The organism is Lysinibacillus sp. FSL L8-0312 (assembly GCF_038003285.1).
GTDB lineage: Bacteria > Bacillota > Bacilli > Bacillales_A > Planococcaceae > Lysinibacillus > Lysinibacillus fusiformis_D.
The window spans coordinates 670,470-694,785 of record NZ_JBBOOV010000001.1 but is presented as its reverse complement, the minus strand read 5'-3'; the positions used below and the strand labels follow the sequence as shown (position 1 = coordinate 694,785).

26 protein-coding genes are annotated in these 24,316 nt (G+C 38.8%); 9 read left to right on the top strand and 17 right to left on the bottom strand.

All coding sequences use genetic code 11. From position 1 onward, the window contains the following. Nucleotides 1-152: 152 nt before the first annotated feature. A complete protein-coding gene (locus tag MHI22_RS03675; RefSeq protein ID WP_340811084.1) occupies nt 153-947 on the bottom strand; it encodes a PhzF family phenazine biosynthesis protein in 795 nt (264 codons plus the stop codon). Nucleotides 948-1,092: 145 nt separating this feature from the next. Here MHI22_RS03675 and MHI22_RS03670 point away from each other — a divergent pair, with 145 nt between their 5' ends. Next, nucleotides 1,093-2,262 carry a Ger(x)C family spore germination protein gene (locus tag MHI22_RS03670; RefSeq protein WP_058844456.1) on the top strand — a complete coding sequence of 390 codons (1,170 nt, stop codon included), beginning with the start codon at nt 1,093-1,095 and terminating at the stop codon, nt 2,260-2,262. Nucleotides 2,263-2,290: 28 nt separating this feature from the next. Here the strand turns inward: MHI22_RS03670 and MHI22_RS03665 are convergent, their stop codons facing one another. Further along, a complete protein-coding gene (locus MHI22_RS03665; protein WP_036126121.1) occupies nt 2,291-2,815 on the bottom strand; it encodes a GNAT family N-acetyltransferase in 525 nt (174 codons plus the stop codon). Between the two features lie 212 nt (nt 2,816-3,027). Between MHI22_RS03665 and MHI22_RS03660 the strand changes: the two genes are divergently transcribed. Next, nucleotides 3,028-3,333, top strand: coding sequence for a hypothetical protein (locus MHI22_RS03660; protein ID WP_340811082.1), 306 nt, complete (start codon nt 3,028-3,030; stop codon nt 3,331-3,333). Between the two features lie 449 nt (nt 3,334-3,782). Here MHI22_RS03660 and MHI22_RS03655 read toward each other — a convergent pair whose 3' ends face one another. The 6 genes from MHI22_RS03655 to MHI22_RS03630 all read right to left on the bottom strand — a co-directional run bounded on the left by MHI22_RS03655 (nt 3,783) and on the right by MHI22_RS03630 (nt 9,425). Further along, nucleotides 3,783-4,820, bottom strand: a complete 1,038-nt coding sequence (locus MHI22_RS03655; protein ID WP_340811081.1) for a serine hydrolase domain-containing protein — start codon at nt 4,818-4,820, stop codon at nt 3,783-3,785. A gap of 232 nt (nt 4,821-5,052) precedes the next feature. Then, nucleotides 5,053-5,706 carry a DUF2306 domain-containing protein gene (locus tag MHI22_RS03650; protein WP_101966638.1) on the bottom strand — a complete coding sequence of 218 codons (654 nt, stop codon included), beginning with the start codon at nt 5,704-5,706 and terminating at the stop codon, nt 5,053-5,055. Nucleotides 5,707-5,771: 65 nt separating this feature from the next. Beyond that, nucleotides 5,772-6,194 carry a GNAT family N-acetyltransferase gene (locus MHI22_RS03645; RefSeq protein WP_340811080.1) on the bottom strand — a complete coding sequence of 141 codons (423 nt, stop codon included), beginning with the start codon at nt 6,192-6,194 and terminating at the stop codon, nt 5,772-5,774. Between the two features lie 170 nt (nt 6,195-6,364). After that, entirely contained in the window at nt 6,365-6,631 is a 267-nt protein-coding gene (locus MHI22_RS03640) for a hypothetical protein (protein WP_340811078.1), read from the bottom strand. A 108-nt stretch (nt 6,632-6,739) separates the two neighbouring features. Next, the gene (locus MHI22_RS03635; protein WP_340811076.1) at nt 6,740-7,708 is read right to left on the bottom strand and encodes an ABC transporter substrate-binding protein; all 969 of its coding nucleotides are present in this window, start codon (nt 7,706-7,708) and stop codon (nt 6,740-6,742) included. A gap of 118 nt (nt 7,709-7,826) precedes the next feature. Beyond that, the gene (locus MHI22_RS03630) at nt 7,827-9,425 is read right to left on the bottom strand and encodes an AraC family transcriptional regulator (protein WP_340811075.1); all 1,599 of its coding nucleotides are present in this window, start codon (nt 9,423-9,425) and stop codon (nt 7,827-7,829) included. Between the two features lie 401 nt (nt 9,426-9,826). On the opposite strand from MHI22_RS03630, the gene MHI22_RS03625 reads away from it, so the two are divergent. From MHI22_RS03625 to MHI22_RS03615, 3 genes are all read left to right on the top strand, one after another. Then, the gene (locus tag MHI22_RS03625; protein ID WP_445668835.1) at nt 9,827-10,861 is read left to right on the top strand and encodes a beta-propeller fold lactonase family protein; all 1,035 of its coding nucleotides are present in this window, start codon (nt 9,827-9,829) and stop codon (nt 10,859-10,861) included. Nucleotides 10,862-11,291: 430 nt separating this feature from the next. Next, nucleotides 11,292-11,495: a hypothetical protein gene (locus MHI22_RS03620; protein ID WP_090263019.1), complete on the top strand. Its 204-nt coding sequence runs from the start codon at nt 11,292-11,294 to the stop codon at nt 11,493-11,495. 311 nt (nt 11,496-11,806) lie between these two features. Beyond that, nucleotides 11,807-12,046: a hypothetical protein gene (locus MHI22_RS03615; protein WP_089935053.1), complete on the top strand. Its 240-nt coding sequence runs from the start codon at nt 11,807-11,809 to the stop codon at nt 12,044-12,046. A gap of 421 nt (nt 12,047-12,467) precedes the next feature. On the opposite strand, the gene deoD is transcribed toward MHI22_RS03615, so the two are convergent. Next, nucleotides 12,468-13,175, bottom strand: a complete 708-nt coding sequence (gene deoD / locus MHI22_RS03610) for a purine-nucleoside phosphorylase (protein ID WP_036126140.1) — start codon at nt 13,173-13,175, stop codon at nt 12,468-12,470. 213 nt (nt 13,176-13,388) lie between these two features. Further along, the gene (locus tag MHI22_RS03605; protein ID WP_036126142.1) at nt 13,389-13,601 is read right to left on the bottom strand and encodes a YozE family protein; all 213 of its coding nucleotides are present in this window, start codon (nt 13,599-13,601) and stop codon (nt 13,389-13,391) included. Between the two features lie 251 nt (nt 13,602-13,852). Between MHI22_RS03605 and MHI22_RS03600 the strand changes: the two genes are divergently transcribed. Continuing rightward, entirely contained in the window at nt 13,853-15,694 is a 1,842-nt protein-coding gene (locus tag MHI22_RS03600; RefSeq protein ID WP_340811073.1) for a methyl-accepting chemotaxis protein, read from the top strand. Between the two features lie 544 nt (nt 15,695-16,238). Here the strand turns inward: MHI22_RS03600 and msrB are convergent. From msrB to MHI22_RS03575, 5 genes are all read right to left on the bottom strand, one after another. Continuing rightward, nucleotides 16,239-16,667: a peptide-methionine (R)-S-oxide reductase MsrB gene (gene msrB, locus MHI22_RS03595; RefSeq protein ID WP_036126147.1), complete on the bottom strand. Its 429-nt coding sequence runs from the start codon at nt 16,665-16,667 to the stop codon at nt 16,239-16,241. After that, nucleotides 16,660-17,193 carry a peptide-methionine (S)-S-oxide reductase MsrA gene (msrA, locus tag MHI22_RS03590; RefSeq protein WP_340811071.1) on the bottom strand — a complete coding sequence of 178 codons (534 nt, stop codon included), beginning with the start codon at nt 17,191-17,193 and terminating at the stop codon, nt 16,660-16,662. Before msrA ends, msrB begins: the two co-directional genes overlap by 8 nt. Nucleotides 17,194-17,205: 12 nt before the next feature. After that, entirely contained in the window at nt 17,206-17,787 is a 582-nt protein-coding gene (locus MHI22_RS03585) for a YpmS family protein (protein WP_036126152.1), read from the bottom strand. Nucleotides 17,788-17,791: 4 nt separating this feature from the next. After that, a complete protein-coding gene (locus MHI22_RS03580) occupies nt 17,792-18,721 on the bottom strand; it encodes a GDSL-type esterase/lipase family protein (RefSeq protein ID WP_230593921.1) in 930 nt (309 codons plus the stop codon). A 435-nt stretch (nt 18,722-19,156) separates the two neighbouring features. Continuing rightward, a complete protein-coding gene (locus MHI22_RS03575) occupies nt 19,157-19,999 on the bottom strand; it encodes a DegV family protein (protein ID WP_036126157.1) in 843 nt (280 codons plus the stop codon). A 275-nt stretch (nt 20,000-20,274) separates the two neighbouring features. Between MHI22_RS03575 and trhA the strand changes: the two genes are divergently transcribed. Continuing rightward, entirely contained in the window at nt 20,275-20,910 is a 636-nt protein-coding gene (gene trhA, locus MHI22_RS03570) for a PAQR family membrane homeostasis protein TrhA (RefSeq protein ID WP_036126159.1), read from the top strand. Nucleotides 20,911-20,923: 13 nt separating this feature from the next. On the opposite strand, the gene MHI22_RS03565 is transcribed toward trhA, so the two are convergent. Together MHI22_RS03565 and MHI22_RS03560 are read right to left on the bottom strand one after the other, a co-directional pair. After that, a complete protein-coding gene (locus MHI22_RS03565) occupies nt 20,924-21,418 on the bottom strand; it encodes an HIT family protein (protein WP_058843199.1) in 495 nt (164 codons plus the stop codon). Between the two features lie 58 nt (nt 21,419-21,476). Continuing rightward, complete coding sequence (locus tag MHI22_RS03560; RefSeq protein WP_036126163.1) at nt 21,477-21,953, bottom strand: dihydrofolate reductase; 477 nt, start codon at nt 21,951-21,953, stop codon at nt 21,477-21,479. A gap of 161 nt (nt 21,954-22,114) precedes the next feature. On the opposite strand from MHI22_RS03560, the gene MHI22_RS03555 reads away from it, so the two are divergent. After that, nucleotides 22,115-23,032, top strand: a complete 918-nt coding sequence (locus MHI22_RS03555) for an alpha/beta hydrolase (protein ID WP_340811069.1) — start codon at nt 22,115-22,117, stop codon at nt 23,030-23,032. A gap of 62 nt (nt 23,033-23,094) precedes the next feature. After that, the gene (locus MHI22_RS03550; RefSeq protein ID WP_340812694.1) at nt 23,095-24,291 is read left to right on the top strand and encodes a class I SAM-dependent rRNA methyltransferase; all 1,197 of its coding nucleotides are present in this window, start codon (nt 23,095-23,097) and stop codon (nt 24,289-24,291) included. The last annotated feature ends 25 nt before the right edge of the window (nt 24,292-24,316 follow it).

Here is a 24,316-nt window from a genome sequence, read left to right as displayed (position 1 = left end):
TAAAATTTTTTTAGTTCTTTCCTGCAAATAGTGCAAACCATCGTCAGTTGATAAAAATTGACAAACATCAAAAAGGCGTTGGTATTTATGAATAGGATGCAAATAACAATCCTTTTGTAAACTTTCATTCATCTCTCTTATCTAAGCGGCTTTTAAATGCTTAATCTTCCATTCAACACGAGAACGGCTGAACCCGCTATCGCTACTGTTTCGCGTTGGGGTGTTACGTATAAAATACCGCCCCGTTTGGAAAGTTGCTTGCTTACTAGCTGGTTTTTCAATAGTTTTTCACACCAGTATGGCCCAAGTGCGCCATGACTAGACCCATTAACATGATCTTCGTCAATTCCTTGTGCTGGAGAAAAAAAGCGGGATACTATATCAATGCCCTCTTCCCTCGACTTACTGGTCACACATATCCCCCTAACAGGAAATTGTTCCATCGCAGAAAAATCTGGCTCGAAATGTGCAATAAGGTCTTCATTGCTTAGTTCCACAATATAATCCAATTCGGTACTCCCTACATAGATCGGTTTACTTCCTAACCAGTCTTCCAATGCTGGAGGACACACTATTTCATCAATTGGATACGTTTTGATGGCAATTTCCACTCGCTCCTGTTGCCATCTTGCCTGCAAAGGGCCATTTGTTGATTGAAATGTGATGGTCTGATGCTTAGGCACGATCCCCTGCTGCCAAAGCAAAAAAGCACTAGCAAGGGTGCCATGACCACAAATCGGGATTTCTGTCTCTGGGGTAAACCATCTTATCGAAAAATCAAGCTGTTTGTTTTCAATAAAGACTGTTGTCGGGACAGGTACCTCCTGTGCAATTTTTTGCATCGTCTCCTCAGAAACATCTGCATCTACATGACATATTGCTGCTGGATTCCCTTTATATAGCTCTGTTGTAAAGGTATTTATTATAGAATAGGAAATAATCGTCATCTTATTCACCTCTTCTCTCATCATAACGCAAACAAGCAAGTGCTGAATATACACACTCAAACAAATAATCATTTTATAAAATAACCACCTTTTGTCTAAGCTAACATTATAAAATACAATGGTAGAGCTTTTGAGTGGAGAAACGATGAAACCATATTTCAAAATTTTAATGATTATTGGATTGACGACCTTACTCGCTGGATGCTGGGATATTACTGAACCACAGAGAATGTACTATATTAATGCAGTAGGTGTAGACTATGAAAACGATGAATATGTTGTCTATTTACAGGTGATTAATTTTGCCGATGTTGCGAAATCGATTCAGCCCAGTGCAGATGTGGCTCCTGCGGAGGTGGGTCGTGCCACTGGCAAAACAGTAGAAGAAGCGATTTACAAATTGTATCGCTCCTCCGATCAGGAAATATTTTGGGGTCATATGAGGTTTCTTCTCTTTTCAGAGCGGGCCATGGAAAATGAACATTTTATTCCAGTCATTGATACATTGATACGTTTTCGCGATACAAGGTACCAGATTTGGGTGTACTGTACAAAAAATCCGGTAGATGAAGTGCTGCTTGTCACACCCATCCTAAGAAATTCTTTGTCCTCATCAAAATTAAGTAACCCGATTAACCCAACTGAACAAGAAACCTTTGTTGAACCCAAAAATATAAGAGATATCGTCATTGGTTTAAATGAACCAAGCCATGAAGTGACCATCCCATATGTGTCCATTAAAGAAGATTGGCAAACAGATGAGGATCGAACAGAAGAAACTTATTTTTCAGGGGTTGGTGTCCTATCAAAAGATGGCTTTAAAGGATTTTTGCAAGACAATGCAGCAAGAGGCAATCAATGGATGCATAACTATACAAATCGCGGTGAGATTACCTTCCAATTAAAAACAAATGGTCAGGAAGAATTAACCGTGAGTATTGAAAAAATTCATGTCGATGTGAAACCACATGTCAAAAAGGAAGATGTTTCATTTGAAGTCGAATTAAAAATCAATGCGACCATTAATGGCTTTAAAGGAAAAACAACGGAAAAAGAGCTGGAAAAACATATAATCACACAGGTGAAAAAGGAAATCCATGAAACCTTCAATGAAGGCTTAAAATTAGATGTTGATATCTATCGATTATCAGAGTCTCTTTATCGGGACAACGTCAAAGCATGGAAAAGGTTAGAAAAGGATGGAAAAATTCCATTAACAGAGGATTCTATCAGTAAAATTCATGTGGAAGTAGCTAAAATCAATCCAGGTCGCAAAACATTCACAGAAACTATAAAAAAAGACCGGAAGCCCTAACTTAGGGAATCTGGTCTTAAAAAATTTTTTATTTTATGAGTGAATACATATATGTATCATGTGGCATATTGTTTTGATGCATATATTTTTTTAATAATCCTTCTTGTTCGAAACCTATTTTTTGCAATAGTAGCTGAGAAGCTTCATTTTCTGTAAAAACAATAGCACCAATACGTACTAAATCCATCTCTTCAAAACCATAGGAAATGGCTCTTTTCACAGCTTCCTGAGCATAGCCCTTTCCCCAATAGTCAGGAAATAGTGCGTAGCTGATTTCTGCTCTTCGATGCTCCATTGACCACTCTTGAAAGCCAAGTGTACCAATAATGCCTTCTTGTTCTTTTAATGCAATACCCCATTTAATACCACGTTTTTCGGTAAAATTGTTTGCAAAATTTTTAATGATTTGTTGCACTTGTACTAAGCTCGTTAAGGGTTGTTGCCCATAATGGCGCAAAACTTCAGGATTCGAAAAGCAATCAAGAAGAGCTTGTGCATCAGGACTCCCTAATTCTCTTAATACTAATCGTTCAGTTTGTAATATAGGAAACATAGCATACCTCTTTAATCATGGATTTGTTAAACAAATTTTTTTCGACGAACTATTTCAATCTCTATTTCCATTTGATGACACTTAAAAGGACAAAGCTAATTATCATGTTCTTTTGGTTGCCTATTCCTACAAGCGCTCCTCATCTCCTTTTGCATAAAATCTTACTTCATGTCCACAATAAGTTCTAAGTCAGTCTACTTGAGGTGAGAGGTATGGAGCATTTTCCGCTAATACATACAAATTTTTGGGATGCCGTCATTGCAGTCCCTGTCGTGATGATTGTTACGCAACTAATTAAGAAATTGGGTCATATCAAACCTTTTTGGGTTCCGACCATTGCATTAATCGTCGGCTTATTCATTTCCATTTTCATCAGCCATCGCCACAACCTTCTTGCTGGGCTTTTCATGGGCTGGTTTTATGGCTACGCAGCCATTGGTAGTTACGCTTCATTGAAAACATCTTATATTACCTACAAACAAAAGAAAATCAAAAAACAGAAACATAGCGATCCATAAGAATGTAGCGATTGCAGGAATAGAGACAAAATAATATACTAATATTAACAAATTTGGGGCTACTTATTAAAGTAGCTCCTTTTTAATCAGTTTGCACAATAATCCTGTAATTTTTAATAAAGATAAGAAAGGTTGTTCAGCTATGGAAATGTTCTTTTTCTTTAGTAATTTTTATTTAATGCCCCTCTACGCTTTTTTGTTTAGCTATTACCTTATTAAGCTACTCAAAAAATTCAGTAAGGGACAATACACGACAACGACTGAATCGAGGATTGTCATAATAACCTTTATATTAATTGTTTGGAGTATTAGTTATACACTCGCAAGCAGTCAATAGCTTCATAGGTAATGAGAAGAAAAGGCACATACACACAAGGGCGATATTCGACCAATGCTATTAAACATTAGAGCCTATGTGTAAATTTGTTTCCACATAGGCTCTATTTATTTTATAAGGTTTGAGCTGATAATAATGCTGCTTCTATGCCCTTCATGATGTTCATAGCTCCACTCGATTTATTTGAACAGACAACTACTTTGGTTGAGCAGTCAGGATAATAAGCTGAATGGAAGCACACACCTGGATCATATCCCATCACATGATATTTTAAAATAGATTGGTCACTGTTTTTCTTAATCCATACACCATACCCGTAACTATCACTTTCATTCATCTCAACATGAGGCGTTAGCAGTTGTGTTGTGACAGCTTCACTTAAAAGGTCAAAGTTCATCAGCGCGTGCCACAGCCTTGACATATCCTTCGCCGTTACAAATGCTCCTCCATCCGAACCTCCTTTTACAGGTAAGGAGTAGATATTTGTTTTCCATGTACCATCCGGGTTATCTATGTATCCTATTGCGGTATTAGACGGTAGAGAATCTAATGAGAAATAGCCCGATTCCTTCATATTCGCTGGATCAAATACATTTTTTTGAATGTAGTCAGAAAAGTTCATACCAGAAATATGCTCAACAACTAAGCCTAATAAAATATACCCGGCATTGTTGTAATGAAATCTCTCTCCTACTCTATATTTCATCGGCCGATCCTGAAATAAAGGTAAGAAATCACGCAATGTTCGAAGTTGATACATTGGATTTTCAACCCATAATTCTTCAAAATTCTCCATTTCTTCCTCATCAAAATAATCTGCAATTCCTGAAGTATGCGTTAGCAGATGTTCAATAGTAATCTGCTCATCCAAATGCTTAAAATGATGGTTTAAACAGTCACTTAGTTTACTATCCAAAGAAAGCTTTCCTTTTTCGATAAGCTGACAAATAGCAATTGCAGTAAAAAGTTTACAGCCAGATGCAATACCAAAACGCGTTTTTGTGTTATTTTCAATTTGCTCCGAGCGATTTGCATAGCCAAAGCTTTGATTGACTAAGGCAGCCTTCTCTTGATTTTCCACTAGAATTGTTCCCGAAAAATCAAGATTCTGTTGTATGTCCACTATAACATTTTGCAATTTTGTATGCATAGTCATTCCCCTTATTTATCCAAAGTAACTAAATAATAACTTCTCTTACTAAAACAATACTCTACTACTGTTACCTTGTCGAGAATATTCGCATAATTATGAGGAGAAGGCTGTGCATACTGAGGAATGGTTAAAGGGTCAATTGCTGGTATCCTATCTTTACAAGCACAGAAATTATTACTAGTGATTATTGAATTCATTATGCTTTACATTCTCTTTAATCTATTGCAAATCAAGTCGTCTTTGTTACATGTCGATTGTCTATAAAGACATGAAGCTTGCGCTGAATATACCATTCCATCACGAATAAATTTGGCACCCAACATAACCACGCGATGACGGCATAACTATACTGGAAATTTTCAAAGCCAAATAATACAGTAAATAAGGGGAGGTAGATTCGCAATGTCACTGCCGCAAAGGTTAAAGCATAATTTCTTAGCATCCATTTTTGATGTCCTTGGATGTTTCTTTTTTTAATGTTAGCTAGTGCTTGAAACATTGTGATGAGCCAGCCTATAGATAATAAAGCGAAGCCTAGCTGTGCTACCCATCCCCCAGTTGCGTGAAATGCTAAATAAAGTCCTACCACACCACCGAACAAAATACTAACCATGTAGATGCTACCTAATCGTTTATGACGTTTCATATTTTTCTCTCTTAAGGTGGAGGACAATGTAAAAGGGCCGATTACGAGGGCTAATACACCAAAAATGATATGAATGTAAAGCATACTATACCAAAAGGAATTCAATGTAGCGCTAAGCATGAGCTTTAATTGAACAAACCCAGCCTGTTGTGCATGGAATACGATATATTGAACGACCGAATAGCCCGCTATCATTATCGCCAAGCCACTTACAATAAACCACCATTTTTTTCTCATTCTGTAGCTCCTTTCTTTTGAAACCTAACATTGCAATTGACTACGCTCTGACATAAAAATAGCCGTTACAGACTATTAGTAGTGCAGTTGTAAAGGCAGGAAAAACGCTCCACACCTGGGTATTTTTCACCTAAGCTTGTAATGTGAAACCCAATATTTTTATAAAAATGGACTGCTTCTTCGTCCGTTTCTGCATAAATCGTAGAAAATGAATAGTGTTCTTTCAAATATCGAATCATCTCACGTCCAATCCCTTTTCCACGATTCGTTGGTGATACAGCAAGATGTTTAATTTCACAGTGATTTCCATCCCTCTTTGCGATTCCGATACACCCCATCATGTCTTGCTCGATGCTATAGCCATATAACTCTCTTTCTGGACTTTCCATATATAATTGGTACTCTCTATCTACTTTCTTGTCTGAAGTGGCATAGGATAATAGTACTTTCACTTCGGGTTGGATATTGCTTGATTGAATTTGTTTCATAAAACGCTACCTCTCTATTCCTATCAGTAGTCATTGAATAATGTGTCAATTACTATCATGTTCTACCATTTTAATAGTCACCTATTTTATCTATACGAAACCATTGCTTATCTAATGAATTCAGCTCCTGACCAACCGTCTCTCTCCATTAAAGCACCTCCATCTAACTACTAAATTCCTGTTACAATGATCGTAAAAATAGAAAGAAGGTGCATGATGGACCTATTGTTTGTCATTCTTATTTTTGCTGGGATGTACCAAGTTACATTTTTATCATTGGAGAGCGCCACTAAATCAAAGGGAAATGTATTTAATTTTTGTATGGCTTCCTTTGATGTGAGGGAGTCGATTGGCAAAGGAGGATAAAATAATTTATTACAATAAATAAAGATTGCACTTACTGCCAAAAGAGTTGCTATTAGTAAGCCTCTTTTCATTGTACCGTAAAGCTTCATTTTTTTTTACAAATAAATGTATATTTATTTTTTATCTAACAACAATAAAGACCACTCATCACGAGCGGCCTTTAATGATTTATGTCATTCTCATTGTTTATTAGTTAACATTTTTACTACTTCTTTGATTTGCAGCTCTAATGATATTGGATCATTGCCCCAGAATAAATCTGGGTCCAGCTTGAACACTCGGTCATTTTTCACGGCGTCTAGTGACTTCCAAAGTCCCTCACTCTCACCCCATACTTCTGAGATTAAATCTCCCTGATCGATGAAAATATAATCGCCAGCATATTCAGGAATGACTTCGTACGAAACTTGTCGATAGGACTCTTTCCCAATCATTTCCTTCTGTTGTTTCGCTGGTGGCTTTAATTGAAGATGTTTGTAGATGGCTTCACCACCCCTATAGCCTCCGTCACCATAAATATAAAAGCCTTTATCTACTACAAAAACGCCCATAAGTGCAAAAGTATCGTCGGGTTTAATAATGTTCGCAAGCTGTGCTCGTGCTTCCTCTGCGGTCTTATCTAAATGCTTAATCCATTGCTCGGCTTCATCTTTTTTGTCCAAAGCATCGCCCAAAAGACGCATTATTTCATAAATATCACCTGAAGAGCTATAAGGGAGCGCAAGCGTAGGTGCGATTTTCTCATACTGCTGAAGAATCTTTTCATCACCCACCCAAGTGATGATTAAATCCGGTTTCAGCTGAACGATTGTCTCCAATGATCTTTCCCCAGTTGTTTCAATGCCATCAATCTGATCTTGAATTGCTTTGTTCTCCAAATCCCATTGGGTAGAGCCGATTGGCTTGATACCTAAGACAAGTAATTCTGGTAAATAGCCGTCTGTTACAATCCGCTTTGCTTGACGTGGTATTTCAATATCACCACGTTGTGTTTTGATTATTTTTGTAGCTGCTTCTGTTGTTTCAGCTGTTTTGGAAATGTCCTTATTAGTATTGGAATCGGCGCTGTCATTGGCATTGCCACAAGCCGTCAGTATAGCGAGTAAAGCAAGAAATACTATTGATTTTAACACCTTATGTAAGTACAAGATTGTACCTCCTTGTTTGATAATGATTATCATTCGCGATGATATATTCATTATAGAGGCAGTCTTATACAAGGACAACGCCTATAAATTGGATGTTACATAGGGAAAATTGTTGGATTTAACTTTGATTAGTGAACAATTTTACTATTACATCAAGTTGAATCTCCAAAGACAGACCATCATCAAACCAAAATTCATTAAGCTTAAGTAAGTGTAATTGGCAACCTTGTTCATACACTAACTGTTGCCACACGGAACGCTGCATCAGTTTGGTGCGGAAAGATTCTGTATCATCAGTTGGTACGATCAAAAACATATGATTGGCCGCATACAGGGGCAAATCCTGCTCTTTAACTTTCAGATGTTTACCAGGTTGAAGTACCTCCTGTTGAATGGCCTGAGGAGCTCGTAGTCCTAATAGCTGGTATAAAGTGTAGGCGGAGCGCACCGATAGATAAGGGATCAGCCATAAGTTATCGTGACTTAATTCAAAGATACCTGCTGTTGAGCCTGACTGAAGAAATGGTGTGATGACTTTTCTTGCCTCTATGGCGGACTGCTGTAGCTGCGCAATCCAATCTTCAGCCTCTTGTGTTCGCCCAAGGAGTGTCCCAAGCAGTCGCACCTCTTCAAGCTTGTCTAACTGTCCCCATGGAATCGTCAGAACAGGAGCAATTTGTTCGAGTGCTTTCATTACTTCAGGGTAGTTATAAAAATAGGTTGGTGCCACGATTAACTCCGGGGCTAGTTGATGTATCACTTCTATTTGGTCAAAAGATTCTATCTCTACTATGTTCGGCAATCGTCTGTGCAATAGCTGGGATGATTGAAGCAGCTCTCGTGTTGTAGCGAGGGGCTGAATTCCCAATGCGAGTAATGCCCCAAGAAATTGTATACTAACGATACGGTTGCTCTGCTTCCTCTTGCGAAAGCTACTAGGTGAAAGATGAACATACTTGGTGAAAGTTTTTCCCAAATACGAGCCGTCTGCAAATCCTGTTTTCAACGCAATATCCTGCAATTTGTCATTTGTTCCAAGTAGCATAAGCTTCGCTTGGTCAATCCGAATCTGATTCACATACTCAGCAAAGCTCCACCCTGTTTCCTTCTTAAACAGCGAGGAGAAATAGCTTTCGTTAAAGCCTGTCATGTTGGCCATAAAAGAACGTGTTAGCGGTGCTTCAAAATGTTGTTTGATATATGTAACAGCCTGCTGAATAGCTTGATCGTTCGTCACAAAACTGTTATCAATACTCTTTCTTTCAAAAATCGTATCGAGGAACTCGTGCAGAAGCAAATGGAGCTTAGGGGCAGCATTTAGTTTCTGCGTTTGAGAAAACTGCCCTATCAAATTTTTCAGCAGCCCTACCGCATATCGAGGAAATTCCATGACCTGCCCATGCGCAGGCAAATGGGCTGTATCAATCACATATAATAACGCTTCTTTCTCACGTTTAGCCAATTGATAACTATTAAATGAGATGCTGTAAACTGGCGCAAATCCTTCGCTAGTGCTCGGGACGATATGGCTGTCCTTCTCTGGGTACAAAAGCAAGACGAATTGCCCTTTTCCTATACGACAAGTACGTTGCTCTGTTCGAATAACTATCGGTTGTGTAGGAATGATAATCATTGGAAATAACCCTGTCAGCGTAGCGGGACTCAGTGTTCCCTCGTCCGCTAGAAGTCTTAAATCCAGAAGCTCATATGTTAGCATTTTCCTAGACCCTCCCCTGTCATATATAGTGTTGAATATTATTTTAAAACAACTAAACTATAATCTACCATAAAAAATCCAAAAGGCTTTTAAAATCAATCAGCTTTGCTTATATATGGTATATTCTCGATATTTGGAATTTTTCAACAAAACCCGTTATTAATAATAAGGTGAAAGCATTGATGGGCATACTGTTAGAAGGAAATACAAGCCCAATATACTGAAAGAAATTCCTTCACCTAATAGGCAAAATGCTGATTTTGGAAGTTTATCTTTATCACTTTCATCAAACCATCCTATACAACCACCACATTTTTCAGAAGTATTTGAATTAGGTGAACGTACAATAAGCCCAATTCTGTACGCATATAGTATCACTATATGTTAGGAAGGGTGTTCGTGTGGAGAAAAAACATCAATCTTTAAAAAAATTCAAGCTAAAATCAAATCCAAATTGTCATTGTCGTTGTTGCTGTCCTTGTTGTCGTTGTAAATGTAAACCACCATTTTTACCGATACCACCAAGTTGTAACTATCTCGTATATGTGACAGACGCTGGTCAGCTAGTATCGCCTGATAATAGAGTATCTGTAATTGATACGGCGACAAATACGATAGTCGCAAACATACCCGTAGGATCTGCTCCTCTCGAAGTAGCGATTACACCAAACGGAGCATTTGGTTATGTTCCAGCGCTCTTCTCGGATAATGTTACGGTCTTTAGTACTGCCACAAACACACCAATCGCTACCATCCCAGTAGGGGTTAATCCTTTAGGTGTCGCCATTTCACCGAATGGAACACTTGCTTATGTATCCAATCATGGATCTAACACGGTATCTGTCATCAATACAGCCACTAATACTGTAACCGCAACTATCCCAGTAGGGCTCCAGCCTCAAGGCATTGCTTTTACTCCAAATGGCGCGTTTGCTTATATTGCAAACGAAAATTCAAATTCAGTATCTGTTATCAATACAGCTACGAATACGGTGGTCGCTACAATCCCTGTCGGCATTCGCCCAAGATCCATTGTTTTCACATTGAGTGGACAGTTTGCTTACGTGACAAATGAAAATAGCAACACCGTATCCGTCATTAATGCTGTAACCAATACAGTAGTTGCTACAATCCCTGTGGGAACAGGACCTGTAGGAACAGCCATTACACCAGATGGAACACTTATTTACGTTGTCAATAAAGGTAGCAATACGGTTTCGGTTATCAATATAGCTACTAATACAGTGATTGCTACAATTCCTGTAGGATCATCTCCTGACCAAGTGACGATTTTGCCTGATGGAACATTTGCCTATGTCACGAACCAAGTGGACAATACAGTGTCTGTTATCTATATAGCGACCAATATGGTCATTGCTACAATCCCTGGATTTAACGGTCCTACTGGTATAAAAACGGGAAACATCTGCAACTAGCTTTTGACACCCTTGACGAACAATAAGTAGCAAGTCATATTAAAGAAAAAGCAACCAACTCTAGACGACCATTTGATTAAGATGGTCGTCTAGAATTGGTTGCCTATATCATGATGTAATGAGCGAATGCTAAAACGTTGAATGCTCATCTAGTTTTGGAATAGTAGTAAGTCTCATTCGTTTTTACCATTTATATACTATTTTACGTTCCTCTATGTTACCATCTATAATAGACAAAATGTTTATTTAGCAAATAAGCAGAATGACTAAAATCATTTATCAATAAAATTAGAGGGTATAGGTTTTTAAAAAAATAGAGGCTGTTAATAAAGAAGAAGTTGCTGTTGCTGAACTTGAATCCGAGTTTTATTTAGAGTCTGCACTGGATGAAGCAAATCAATTTTGGGTGGAAATAGCACAAAATCTTATCGTGAACGCAGTTAAGGCAACTGTGAAGGGAATGTCTCTCGAGGAAGTAGAATCCATTTTAGGTATAGGTGAATTTGGAGGAGATATGACTACACCCAATGCTACAACAGAGACCTATTGGTATGAAGGAGTTAGTGGCGGTTCTGCTCAATTAATTTTTTATAACGGTACATTAGGCATGAAAGAAGAATTTGGTCTACAATAATGAGTTTTCTATTATTTAAACAGGACTTGCTAATGGCAAGTCCTTTTGTTATGCTCGCACAGGCTTTCTCACATATCAGTCCATAAACCGCTTGCTGTGTCAATCCAATAAAGCCATTAATGCAAGGTTTTAATGTAACAGCAGAGAGCAAATTACGTAACTAATTATCCATCTTAATGTATCTCGATTCGCTCAATGCTGTTCTGTGGCACTTGAAAAAGAAGAAGCACACCAGCTTATTGATACAACGGTTATTTATGGTAAAATTAGGTGGTATTTAGTTAATAATTTTATTCAAAAGGGGATTTAAAATGAAGAAACCGATTTTATCAATCGCTGTATTTTTACTAAGTTTTTTCTCATTACTTATTTCGCTTAAATTATTTTGGAATTTAGGTATTTATGTTGATGAGTATGGTACAAGTCCTTCTGTTGTTAGTGGTGGAGAATTTTGGCATTCCATGGATTGGTTAAGATTATTTTTACTGTTCCTGCTGTGCGTAGTATCGTTTATCAGTATTTTTAGTACGAATCAAAATAAGAGTAATTAAAGTAATAGCCATTATTAAAAATTAAAGAAGGATGAAGGAATTATATGAAATTGTTTAGAGGAATTTGGGGTATATTATTATGCTTATATGGTGTAGCTTTATCTATCAAATATTTCCAGAATGTTAGTGAAGGATGGAATATAATCCTTCATGCTTTATCTGGGAGTTTATGTATTTTAGGAATTTTACTAATTATTAAAGCGATAAAAATGAAAGTGTAATCAGAAGTGACTTTCAACCTATCCAAAAATTAAAATAGCAGTCGTTACAGACAAGTCCTTATGTAATGCTTCCTCAAATCACTTCGATTTAAAAAGCCCATTAGGCTCTGATTTACTCAGTCACCTAATAGGCCATTCATATAAGTCTTTAAAGGTTAATCCTTTGAAATTTAGTCCAATTCAATAAACCCTTGGTAAGCTTAGTCTTGAATCGCTGCGTCTAACGCTACCACGATCATGTCATTGAACGTTGTTTGACGTTCTTCAGAAGTTGTTACTTCGCCTGTGATAATATGATCACTTACTGTTAGAACTGCAAGTGCTTTACGGCCGAATTTGGCAGCTAATGTGTAAAGGGCTGCTGATTCCATTTCTACAGCTAGCACACCATATTGTGCTAGTTTTTCGTTTTGGTGCTCGTCTGAGTAGAATAAATCTGCTGTGAAGATATTCCCTACTTGTAAGTTAAGACCAGCCTCTTTACCTGCGTTGTAAGCTTTTAATAATAAGTCAAAGTCAGCGATTGGTGCGAAGTCGATAGCACCACCCCAAATGATTTGGTTCATACGTGTGTCTGATGTTGCGCCTTGCGCTAAAATGACGTCACGCACTTTAACATCCTTTTGAATTGCACCACAAGTACCTACACGAATTAATTTTTGCACATCATATTCTTGCATTAATTCTGTTGCATAGATAGAAATAGATGGCACACCCATACCTGTTCCTTGTACAGAAATACGTTTACCTTTATACGTACCTGTATAACCAAACATATTACGTACTTCATTGTAGCAAATTACATCTTCTAAAAATGTTTCTGCAATGTATTTTGCACGCAATGGATCTCCTGGAAGTAAAATTGTGTCAGCGATTTCACCTTTTTTTGCATTAATATGAATACTCATACTACAATCCCTCTTTTCTGTCAGTTATCACTATAAATAATACTGTGTTTCTGTCATTTACGCAATGCTAGACGTCTAGCAACTAAAAATATTTATCTTGATTCAGCGACGCAGTTCAGAACATAAAGCGCTTAGGTTAACTTCTACTCTTTTGCCCGAAAAATCTGGACGCCAATTCGCCGAAGCATCATCGATCTTTTCATACAAGCAAGCTTATTCCTCATAAAGCGCCCATAAAGTATCGAATGTTTCGATTGTTAAGTTTTCCGTAGCGTAGGATTCAATATAGTCGGACAGCTCATGAAAGTCTGTGCTCTGTTTTGGAAAATTATGCTCCTGAAACATTTCCTCTGCAAAGCGAACTTTAGGGTCTGACCAATCACCTCCTCGGAATGTTAATACATACAAATAAAAACTTTTTTTCATGAAACAATTTCCCCTTTTTAAAACAATGGCTTTTCGCTAGTGTATCAAAAAAAATAGCTTTCGTCATAATTCCCACCACTAAGATATTTTACCTATTCATGCTTTTAGAACTATTTTCTCGGACAATACTGACTTTAGTCACGGTGTATTTTATCTGAAAAATTTAAATTTTTAGAAATAATAATAGAAATATCTAGTAAAATAAGATAAAATTGAAATCGATTATTGAAAAAAATAGGAAGGTGATGGCGATGAAAAAAACTCAAAAAACTCGTAATACAGCGAAAAAACGCCCGTCTCTCTTTATGCTTAGCTTTTTGAGGAAAAGGCAAGCTGCTACAAAAGAGGAACCCGGGAACAATCCCCCTCCTATTAAAGTAAAACGACAACGTTTTTACCATTTAATTCGGGGCAAAGTGCTTATTATGTTTGCACTGCTTATTGTGATTAACGGCATCATGGGTATATTGTCTTATGTCAATATACAAAATTTGCAGCAGCAAATGGAAGACTTTACTAAGAAAAACGTCCAAGAGCAGTTAACTGTCAATCAGCTTGCATATGAAATTGCTAGACTAACAAATTTAGAACAATCCTATTTAATTACAGGGAATGGTATTTATTCTACTTCTTATCATATGAAAATTGATACTATTAACAAAAAGCTGTCTGCCTTAAAAGAACAATTTCAAGAACGACAAGTAGAGCTAAGTCATATGCAGGCCATCGAGCAATATTATAAAAATTACCTAGATTATTCAGACAAAGTCATGACGATGCGCGACGAACTCGGACTTGAACAAGCCCGTAAGCTCATGATGGGTGCTACTGGGGAAACGATGAAAACGCATATCGATAACAATATTGAATCTATTAATGTGGTCATGGACGAGTCGAATAAAACCAAATTAGACAAGCTTAATCAACAGGTCAATCTTTCCATTACTACGTTCTTTATCGTGTCAATTGTTGGCTTTTTAGCAATCATCATTTTTGGTTATATGCTCTTTAAATCACTTAAACGAAATACACAGGCTATTAATGACTCCATCCTTGATATTGCACAGGCAGGAGGCGATTTGACAAGACGTGTAAAAGTACGTAATCGTGATGAATTTTCAATCATTGCGGCCTCGACGAATACATTAATCGAGTCAATTTCTAATTTAATTCGCCGTGTCAGTGAATTAGCGGATCATGTATCAAGCAGTAGCCAGGAGCTGATGTCGTTAGCTGATGAAAATGCACGAACGATTCAGGATATTGCTGATGCCACAGCTGCTATTGCCAGTGATAGTGACAATACGATTTCAAGTATGAATAGTGCCCAGCAAAAGATGAGCGACTTAGAGCATGCCGTCCATCAATTAAATGAACAAGCAAGTGCCGTCCATCGTGCCTCTGTCGCTATGCAGCAAGCAGCCGATGAAGGCAGCCGCTCTGTGGAACAATCCTCGCTTGTTATGCAATCCATTGAAGAAACGATGGCTTCCACAACGTCCACGGTCGAAGCATTAGGTCGTAAATCTGCCGACATCACATCGATTATCGGCACCATCACAGCCATTTCTGAGCAAACAAATCTTCTCGCATTAAACGCGGCCATTGAAGCGGCACGCGCTGGCGAACATGGACGAGGCTTCGCAGTTGTAGCAGATGAAGTTCGCAAGCTTGCAGAGCAATCACAAAGCGCAGCGAAAGAAGTAACAACGATTGTGACGTCCATCCAGCAGGAAGTTACGTCAATCATTGCCCAAAATCATGAAGGAGTGACAACTGTTATCCGAGGCGTGGAAGTAACAAATGAAACGAACCAATCCTTAGCCAATATTTTAACGCATACAGAGGAAACAACGACGATTATCGCAGCTATGGTAGATAAAATTGCGACTACACTTGACTCTAGCAATGCCGTAGCAAGTGACTTCGTGCATGTCAATGCCTATGCCGAGCAATCAGCAGCCAACACGGTAACCTCAGCGGCAGCCGCAACACAGGGCTCCGCATCCATGCAGGAAATCAACGCAGCAGCCACCGAGCTCGCCCAACAAGCAGATAGCTTACGTAACCTAGTGAGCGAATTTAAAGTATAAGCCACTCGAAGGAGGATCCAGCATTTTGCTGGTTCCTCCTGCATTTTGAGGGGCTATCCTTTCAATTTGAAGATTCGATCATTCAAATAAAGGATTCTCTGTTGAAATGGTGGGCTATCCTTCGTTTTGCTGGTTCTATCCATCGATCTATGAGTTTTATCCTCTACTTTGCTGGTTCTATCCACCGATCTGAGTATTTTATCCTTCACTCTACTGATTCTCCTCTAATTTTGCTGGGCTATCCTTCATTTTGTTGCTTCTATCCATCGATCTATGAGTTCTATCCTCCACTTTATTGCTTCTATCCATCGATTTATGGGTTCTATCCTCTACTTTGCTGGTTCTATCCACCGATCTGAGCGTTTTATCCTTCAATTTGCTGAGCCATCCTCCACTTTGCTGGTTCTATCCACCAATCTGAGCGTTTTATCCTTCACTCTACAAAGTCTCCCTTCCACTTTGCAAGTTCCTCCTCATCAGGAAATTCATCACCTTAAGATTAAAACAAAAAAATCCTAGCAAGAGCTACCTTGCTAGGATTGGATTATTTAAATAACGATTGATACTCGCCATAGCCTTCTTTTTCTAAATCTTCTTTGGGGACGAATCGGAGCGCTGCTGAGTTAATGCAGTAGCGCAAGCCTCCTTGCTCACTTGGACCGTCTGGGAAGACATGTCCTAGATGGGAATCCGCTTCTTTACTGCGCACCTCCACACGACGCATGCCGTGGGATGTATCGAAAAGCTCGGTTACTTGCTCTTTTTCAATCGGCTTGGTAAAGGCTGGCCACCCACAGCCAGAGTTGTATTTATCGAGTGAGCTGAATAATGGTTTCCCAGAAACAATATCCACATAGATGCCTTCTGCAAAATGATCATCGTATTCATTGCGGAATGGGGGCTCAGTGCCATTTTCCTGTGTGACGTAATATTGCATATCTGTTAATTCTTTTAAACGTTGTTCTTTACTCATGTTTATTCCCCCAGTGATGCTCCTGGAACGCTCTGCGACCAGATCCAATCGAATAGCGCTCATAGTGCATTGGATTTTTCTTATAATAATGCTGGTGATAATCCTCAGCCGGATAAAAGGTGCTGGCTGGCAGGATTTTTACCATGATTGGTTTATCAAATTTCCCAGACGCTGCTAAATCTGCCTTCGAGCGTTCTGCTAACTCACGTTGTTCCTCATTATGATAGAAAATGGCCGTTGTGTAAGACTCTCCACGGTCAAAAAATTGACCTCCTGCATCAGTTGGATCAATCAATGTCCAAAAAATCGCTAGTAATTGCTCGTAGCTATATAATTCATCATCAAAAACGATTTGTACAGCTTCTACATGACCTGTCGTTTCAGAGCATACCTGTTCATAGGTAGGATTGACAACATGTCCACCTGTATAGCCTGATAGCACTGAGACAATGCCAGGTGTTTCGTCAAAGGGCTTGACCATGCACCAAAAACAGCCCCCTGCAAAGGTTGCGTATTGCTTTGCCATTGTTTTCACTCCTTATTCACCAGGAACAATAATTTCCAATAGAATTTTATCATTTGGTAAGTCTAATTCTTTGGCACGGACACGTGATCCTGAAGCGATGTTGATGCGGGATAAATCGATATAAATTTCCGCTTCATTCGGATGCACCGTAATCCATGAAGGAAATTCCACCGAATCGCGCATAATTTTCATAGTCGTTTCTGGTGGAATTTTCAGTAGTCCAACATTCATTCTCGTCTGCTTTAAAATAATATTGCCTTTGTCATCTACAATCGGTTCAAAATTCATGGAAATCGGCACTTCCGTATAAAATGCCGTTAGGGTGCTTCGTAATTGAATATCATTACCAATTGTAAAATCAAGCGGTAAAGGTGAGCCCTTCGCTGCATCCTTTAAATACTTTTTCGATATCGATTCTAATTCCTTTGTTGTTGTTTGCACAACGAGTACATTCCCTTTGCTTTCACTTTCACCTGCTGAACTCTTCGCAACGTTGACGCCATCCACTGGTCTAGTTGCTAAAAAAACGACGAGGAGGATTGCAAAAAGCACTGTGCCTGCTAAGGCGAAAAACGCGACTTTCCATTTATTCATTTTGTCACTCCTCGAAGCCTATTGCCTTGTTAATCTTTTTTTCCATACCACACTGCTCCATTGCTGCTAATATACGCTCTGTCATTTTTTCATATCCCTTTGCGTTCGGGTGGAAAAAATCTGTATGATAGACGAGCTCTTCATTTGAATCAAATAAATCTTCTACTGATACATAGCAAGCATTGGAATCCTTGCTTGCTACTTCTTCAATCACATTATTCCATTCTGTGATAATTGTATCAAATTCATTCGCCTCATTGGTTACAATTGAAAATGGATTATAAAAACCAATGAGTAGTATGGGCACTGTCGGATTTTTTGCACGAATGCCTTCTACGATTTTGCTGTAACGTTCTTTATATGCTCGCAGCTCCTTATCAAAAGCGTCCCGCTTCAAGTTAAATAAATCCTGCTTGACGACCTTCATGACATCATTGCCACCCATTGTTAAGGAAATAAGCTGTGCTTCTTGCAACTCTTCATCATAATGCCCTTTTTTCACTAATTTTAGTAGTTGATCACTGCGTCTACCTCGTTTGCCTCGATTATCTACATCTACATCTGAAATCGAGGGCCATGCGAGCAATGAATCTGCTAATCTTCCAACATAACCGTCTTGACTATACTCATCACCGACACCATCTGTTAATGAATCTCCAAGTGCCAAGTAATGTAGTTGCTTTGCTTGTTCTTCATCAATTTGCGATAAATCCTCTGCTGATGGCTCAAAAAAATGTTCAAATATTTGTGTCAACATATTCTTAGAGGGTTTTTCCTCATCCTCTGTTTGTTGCTCATCCTGCGTCATATCTTGCTCCGTCCCTGCTTGCTCACCGTCAGGTTCTGCTTGCGGATTCGGTTCATCGATTGATATTGCACAACCACTTAGTACTAAGACGGTCAAACACGACAACATAAATCGCCAAATGTCCATTTGACCACCTTCCATCCCTTTCTATTACTTCTATTATAGAATAGTTCATGCCGCAATGAAAAGTGACTAACCCTTAGTTCTCCATAATTTTGTGCTCCTGCCAAGTTTCTTCACTGGGTAATGTGGCTTTGTGAGAAGAATAAGCTAGTGTTTGTTCATGATTGGTGGTGAAGTTTTTTTATTTCGAGTAAAGTCGCTCACCTTTGATGGCAGTACTCTCATCTGATTCGAAGTCGTTCAGCTTTGAGGCAAATGCGCTCATGCCTCATTCGAAGCCGCTCAGCCTTGAGGCAAATGCGAAGCTACTCTTCTTTAGCGGTAAAGCGCTCTTATTTAGAGTGCAGTCGTACAAAACGCTCATCTCTCGAATGTGTCCAATATGATCTAAGCATGAAAAAAAGCCACTACAATTACTTATGTAGTAGCTCCTCACTATTATTCTGCAAAATAAATAAAACCGATGGCTCCTGGGCCTGTGTGTGTCGAGATGATTGGGGATGTGAATGCAATTTCTACATCGTTAAAACCCGTCTCTTCGATTAAGGCTTTTAATGGATTGCCCATCGTTAATAGGCCATCTGCATGGGAAATGCCCACTGCCTTGACTGTTTTTCCAGCTGTGTCTTCTTGAAATTGTTTAAATAAGTAATTGACTACCTGCTTATGGCTACGTACTTTTGATACAGGGTTGTAAACGCCGCCTTCAAGGTTGGCAATGACTTTGATGTTTAGAAGTGAACCGATAAAGCCCTTTCCTTTACCAATTCGACCACCTTTAATTAGGTTTTCAAGCGTATCTACAATAACATATAGGTAGGTATTGTCACGTACTTTGTCCAGACGTGCCACAATTTCCTCTACGGTTGCGCCCTCATCACGCATGCGGATGGCTTCACGTAGTTGAATAGCGAGACCAATCGCTATAAAGCGTGAGTCGATGACTGTTACATCAGCGTCTGTCATTTGTGCCGCTTGGCGTGCCGATTCCACTGTTCCGCTCATACCACCTGTCATATGGATGGAGATAATTCGATCCCCATCTTTTCCAAGCTCATCATATAATTCTTTAAATTTCCCTGGAGCTGGCTGTGAACTTTTCGGTAAATTTTTCGCATTTTTCATTAAGCCTAAAAAAGACTGTGGCTCTAAATCCACACCATCTGTATATGTTTGACCATCAATTTGAATCGTTAAAGGCACGATATGTATGCCATGTTGTGCTACTTCTTCTTTTGTTAAATCACAAGTTGAGTCCGTTATTATATGAATTCGTCCCACTTCGACACATCCTTTTACTTCATTAAAATTTATTATATAGACTAATGAATCATTATGTAAACATGACATTTGTCATTAGGTAATGCCCTGTCCTAACTTGCATGTAAACGCTACCTTGGATACTATAGCGTTTTCGCCCACCTCTTGTCTATCAATGCCCCTCAAAGAATATGACAGCCTTATGACATTTTTGATATGAAATATATGACAAATGTAAATGTTCAAGAATAAATTATTGGGGTATAGTAAATACATGAACGAAAGGAGTGTTTCAAATGGTGGATTCATTTGACTATAAATCATGGAAAGAAGAGCTATGGAATGCCATTACACACGGTATTGGTTTCGTTGTTAGTATTCCGGCACTGGTTGTCTTATTGTTAGCAGCCGTCCAAACAGGAAATGCACTACATATTACAACCTTTAGCATTTTTGGTGCGTCTGTCATCATTTTGTTTTTAATGTCTACATTGCTACACAGTATGCCAGGAAAATATAAACACTTTTTTGCTATTTTGGACCACTCGTCCATTTATATTTTAATTGCCGGCACCTATACGCCGTTTTTATTAATTGCTGTTGGTGGCACACTAGGCTTGACATTATTATGTATTATTTGGTCACTCGCTGTACTCGGTGTGCTGTTTAAATGTTTCTTTATTAATCGTTTCGAAGTACTTTCCTTGATTTTTTATATTGGTATGGGCTGGTTAATTATTTTCGCCATTAAGCCCGTTTATCTCTACTTAGGTTTTTATGGCTTTGCTTTGCTGCTAGCAGGTGGGCTATTCTATACCATTGGAGCAATGTTTTATGCATGGCGCTCCCTACCCTACAACCATGCGATTTGGCACCTTTTTGTACTGGCGGGCTGTGCTTCTATGTATGCTTGTGTCTATTTCTATTTATAAAAAAAGGCTCCCTTCATAAGGAGCGTTTTTTTATGGATTCTCGTAAAAGCGCAATGGCTTCCTTTACCTCTTTGTCATTCTCTTCATCATTCAATTTATGCCTAGCATGCAGTAAAATTGGCCTCAGGGATTCAACAGAACGCCCAAATCCATTCATCCACTCATAGCGAGGCACCATCCAAGTATGGAAGTGGTGTGTCGTATCTTCATTGTAAAAGTAATAAACATATTCTATACCTAATACTTCCCTTTGAGCCTTTCTGATTGTTGTTAAGAGGTTAATATAGTCCATTTTTTCATGTTCTTTTAATTCATCAAAGCCATGAATATGACGTTTTGAAGCTAAAATGACTAATCCCTTTATGGGGTACGCTACATCCTGGTGAGCGTGAAAATAATCCGTTTCAACGACAACACCTCCATTGGGTTCAATTTGTCCACTTGTGATTGCACAGCTCAAACAATCAACATGAGCCATTTCTCCACTCAATAATGTTATTTTTCCCATCGAATCTCCCCTAAACACAGAATAAGCACGGTCTACTAAAACCGCGCTTGTCTCACCACTATTTACGTTCAAAAATTTGATATTGGAATGTATAGCCTTCTGGTGCTGTTTCAGGCTTTTCTGATGATATTTCAATAAAATCCTGCTCATAGCTTGGGAAATAGGTATCTCCTTGGAAGGCATGATTAATTTTTGTAATATATAAACGATCTGCCTTCTCCATTACTAAACGGAAAATTTGCTCACCACCAATAATCATGATTTCAGGTACATCTCCAGCTTGTGCTAATGCTTCCTCTAAGCTTGTCACGATTTCAATACCATCCGCTTGGTAGTTCTCATCGCGCGTAATGACAATGTTGCGACGCCCTGGAAGTGGACGACCAATGGATTCGAATGTTTTACGTCCCATTATCATCGGCTTACCCATTGTTTTCTCTTTAAAATACTGCAAATCTCCTGGTAAATGCCAAGGCATCCCGTTGTTATAACCAATGACATGGTTGTCATCATGTGCCACAATTAAAGAAATCATACTGTCCCTCCAAATACTTTCATCTTTTTTATTATAAACATAATGAGCGTATTTCACCTCATTTATGAATGAATTTTCTTTTTATAAAATTAAATCCTAGTAAAATTATATGAATAGTTTATAATAGAGATATCCAACGTCACGATAAAGGAATGATGAAGATGACTACTTTAAGAAAAGAAGCTGTTCATTATATTGAAGCCCAGCATACGGGCACACCTTATTACCAAGTTACCCCACAGGAAGCAAGAGCAATGCGCACAGCTACGCTTTGGCAATCACCACACAGACCAAAGCTAGCATCCATCAAAGATTACAATATTACGGTGCGAGATGGAGCTGACATTACACTTCGTTTCTATACGCCTGTCCTTGACAAAACATTACCTGTCATTGTTTATTACCATGGTGGTGGCTGGGTTTACGGCAATTTAGAGTCTGTCGATGCAGGCTGTCAGCTATTAGCAGACCAAGCACAGGCGATTGTCGTATCAGTAGACTATCGTTTAGCACCAGAATACCCCTTCCCAACTCCCTTATACGATGCCTACGATAGCTTAGTATGGGTGGCTGAGCATATCAAAGCCTTTGGTGGAGATGTCAATCGCTTAACTGTTGCTGGGGACAGTGCAGGTGGAAATTTAGCTACCGTTGTTGCTTACTTAACTACTACATTGGGTGGTCCAGCGTTACAAGCTCAAGCACTAATCTATCCCGTGACAAATGTCGACTTTACAACGGAATCCTATCAGCTTTTTGGTGAAAACTACGGCTTAGATGCACAGGGCATGCAGTGGTTCTCTCAGCATTATACAGATGAAGCAAACTTTACAAACCCGCTCGTGTCCCCTCTTCAGCTAGAGAATGTTCGTAACATGCCTAAAACAATCATCATAGCTGCTGAGGCCGATGTTCTCTATGATGAAGGACTAAGCTATGCAGAAAAACTAAAAGCTGGTGGCGTTGCAGTAGAACATGTCACAATGCCAGGTTTAATTCATAGTTATTTCAGTAAAATGAATTATTTTGAAGATGCCACAAACGAAACGGTGGCAAAAATTGTGGAATTCTTGAAATAAGTTTGGCTATCCAGCTCAAACAGTGCGATAATAGAGCAAAACGTTTTTTAAAGGATGACATGATGACACAAACAATGACATTACAAATACAACTGCCCTATTCTGAGCAATTAAAAAAAGGCTATCCACTTATTTCAAAGGATGCGGTCGATGCAAGACGCCTACCTGCTGAGCAAGGTACGCTTCTCAAGCTCATGGATCACCATAATCGTTTTATTGGTACAGGATACTACGGTATTCAAAATAAAGGGATTGGCTGGGTGCTAACAACTGATGTGAACGAAACCATCGATAAGACTTTTTTCATGAAAAAATTCAAAAAAGCCTTCGACAATCGTGCAGCATTTTTCAACAATGAAAACACAACAGCCTTTCGTGTATTTAATGGTGAAGGAGATGGCATCGGCGGTCTCACGATTGACTTTTTTAATGGCTACTACATGGTGAGCTGGTATAGTGAGGGCATTTACTCCTTGAAAGATGTCGTGTATGAGGCGCTTGCTGAGACGGTGAACTACCAAGCTATTTATGAGAAAAAACGCTTTGATAGCAAAGGGCAGTATATTGAACAGGATGATTTTGTGACGGGCACGCCTGGTGAATTTCCAATCATGGTGAAGGAAAATGGTATGACATACGCAGTTCATTTAAACGACGGAGCGATGACGGGGATTTTCCTAGATCAACGCGAGGTACGTTTGGCTATTCGTGAGCGTTATGCAAACCATACAAACATGCTTAATACATTCTCCTATACAGGAGCATTTTCAGTGGCAGCTGCTCTAGGAGGCGCCATGAAAACAACAAGTGTGGATGTAGCTAAACGCAGTCTTGCCAAAACCATTGAGCAATTCAGTGTGAATCAAATTGATTATGAAGCACAGGATATTAAAGTAATGGACGTTTTCCATTATTTTAAATATGCGCAGCGTCACGCCTTACAATTTGATCTTGTTGTATTAGACCCACCTAGCTTTGCCCGTACGAAGCAAATGACATTTTCAACAGCAAAGGACTACCCTAAATTACTGAAGGATGCCATTGCTATTACCGCTAAAAATGGCATCATTGTCGCTTCCACAAATAATGCTAGCTTTGGGATGAAAAAGTTTAAAGGCTTTATTGACCAAGCATTTAAAGAAACTCGTACACGCTATAAAATTGTAGAGGAATACGGTTTACCAAAGGATTTCCGTGTTTCACGTGAATACCCTGAATTTAATTATTTGAAAGTCGTCTTTATTCAAAAAATGGACTAACAGGAATTCAAGACAGAATCATTTC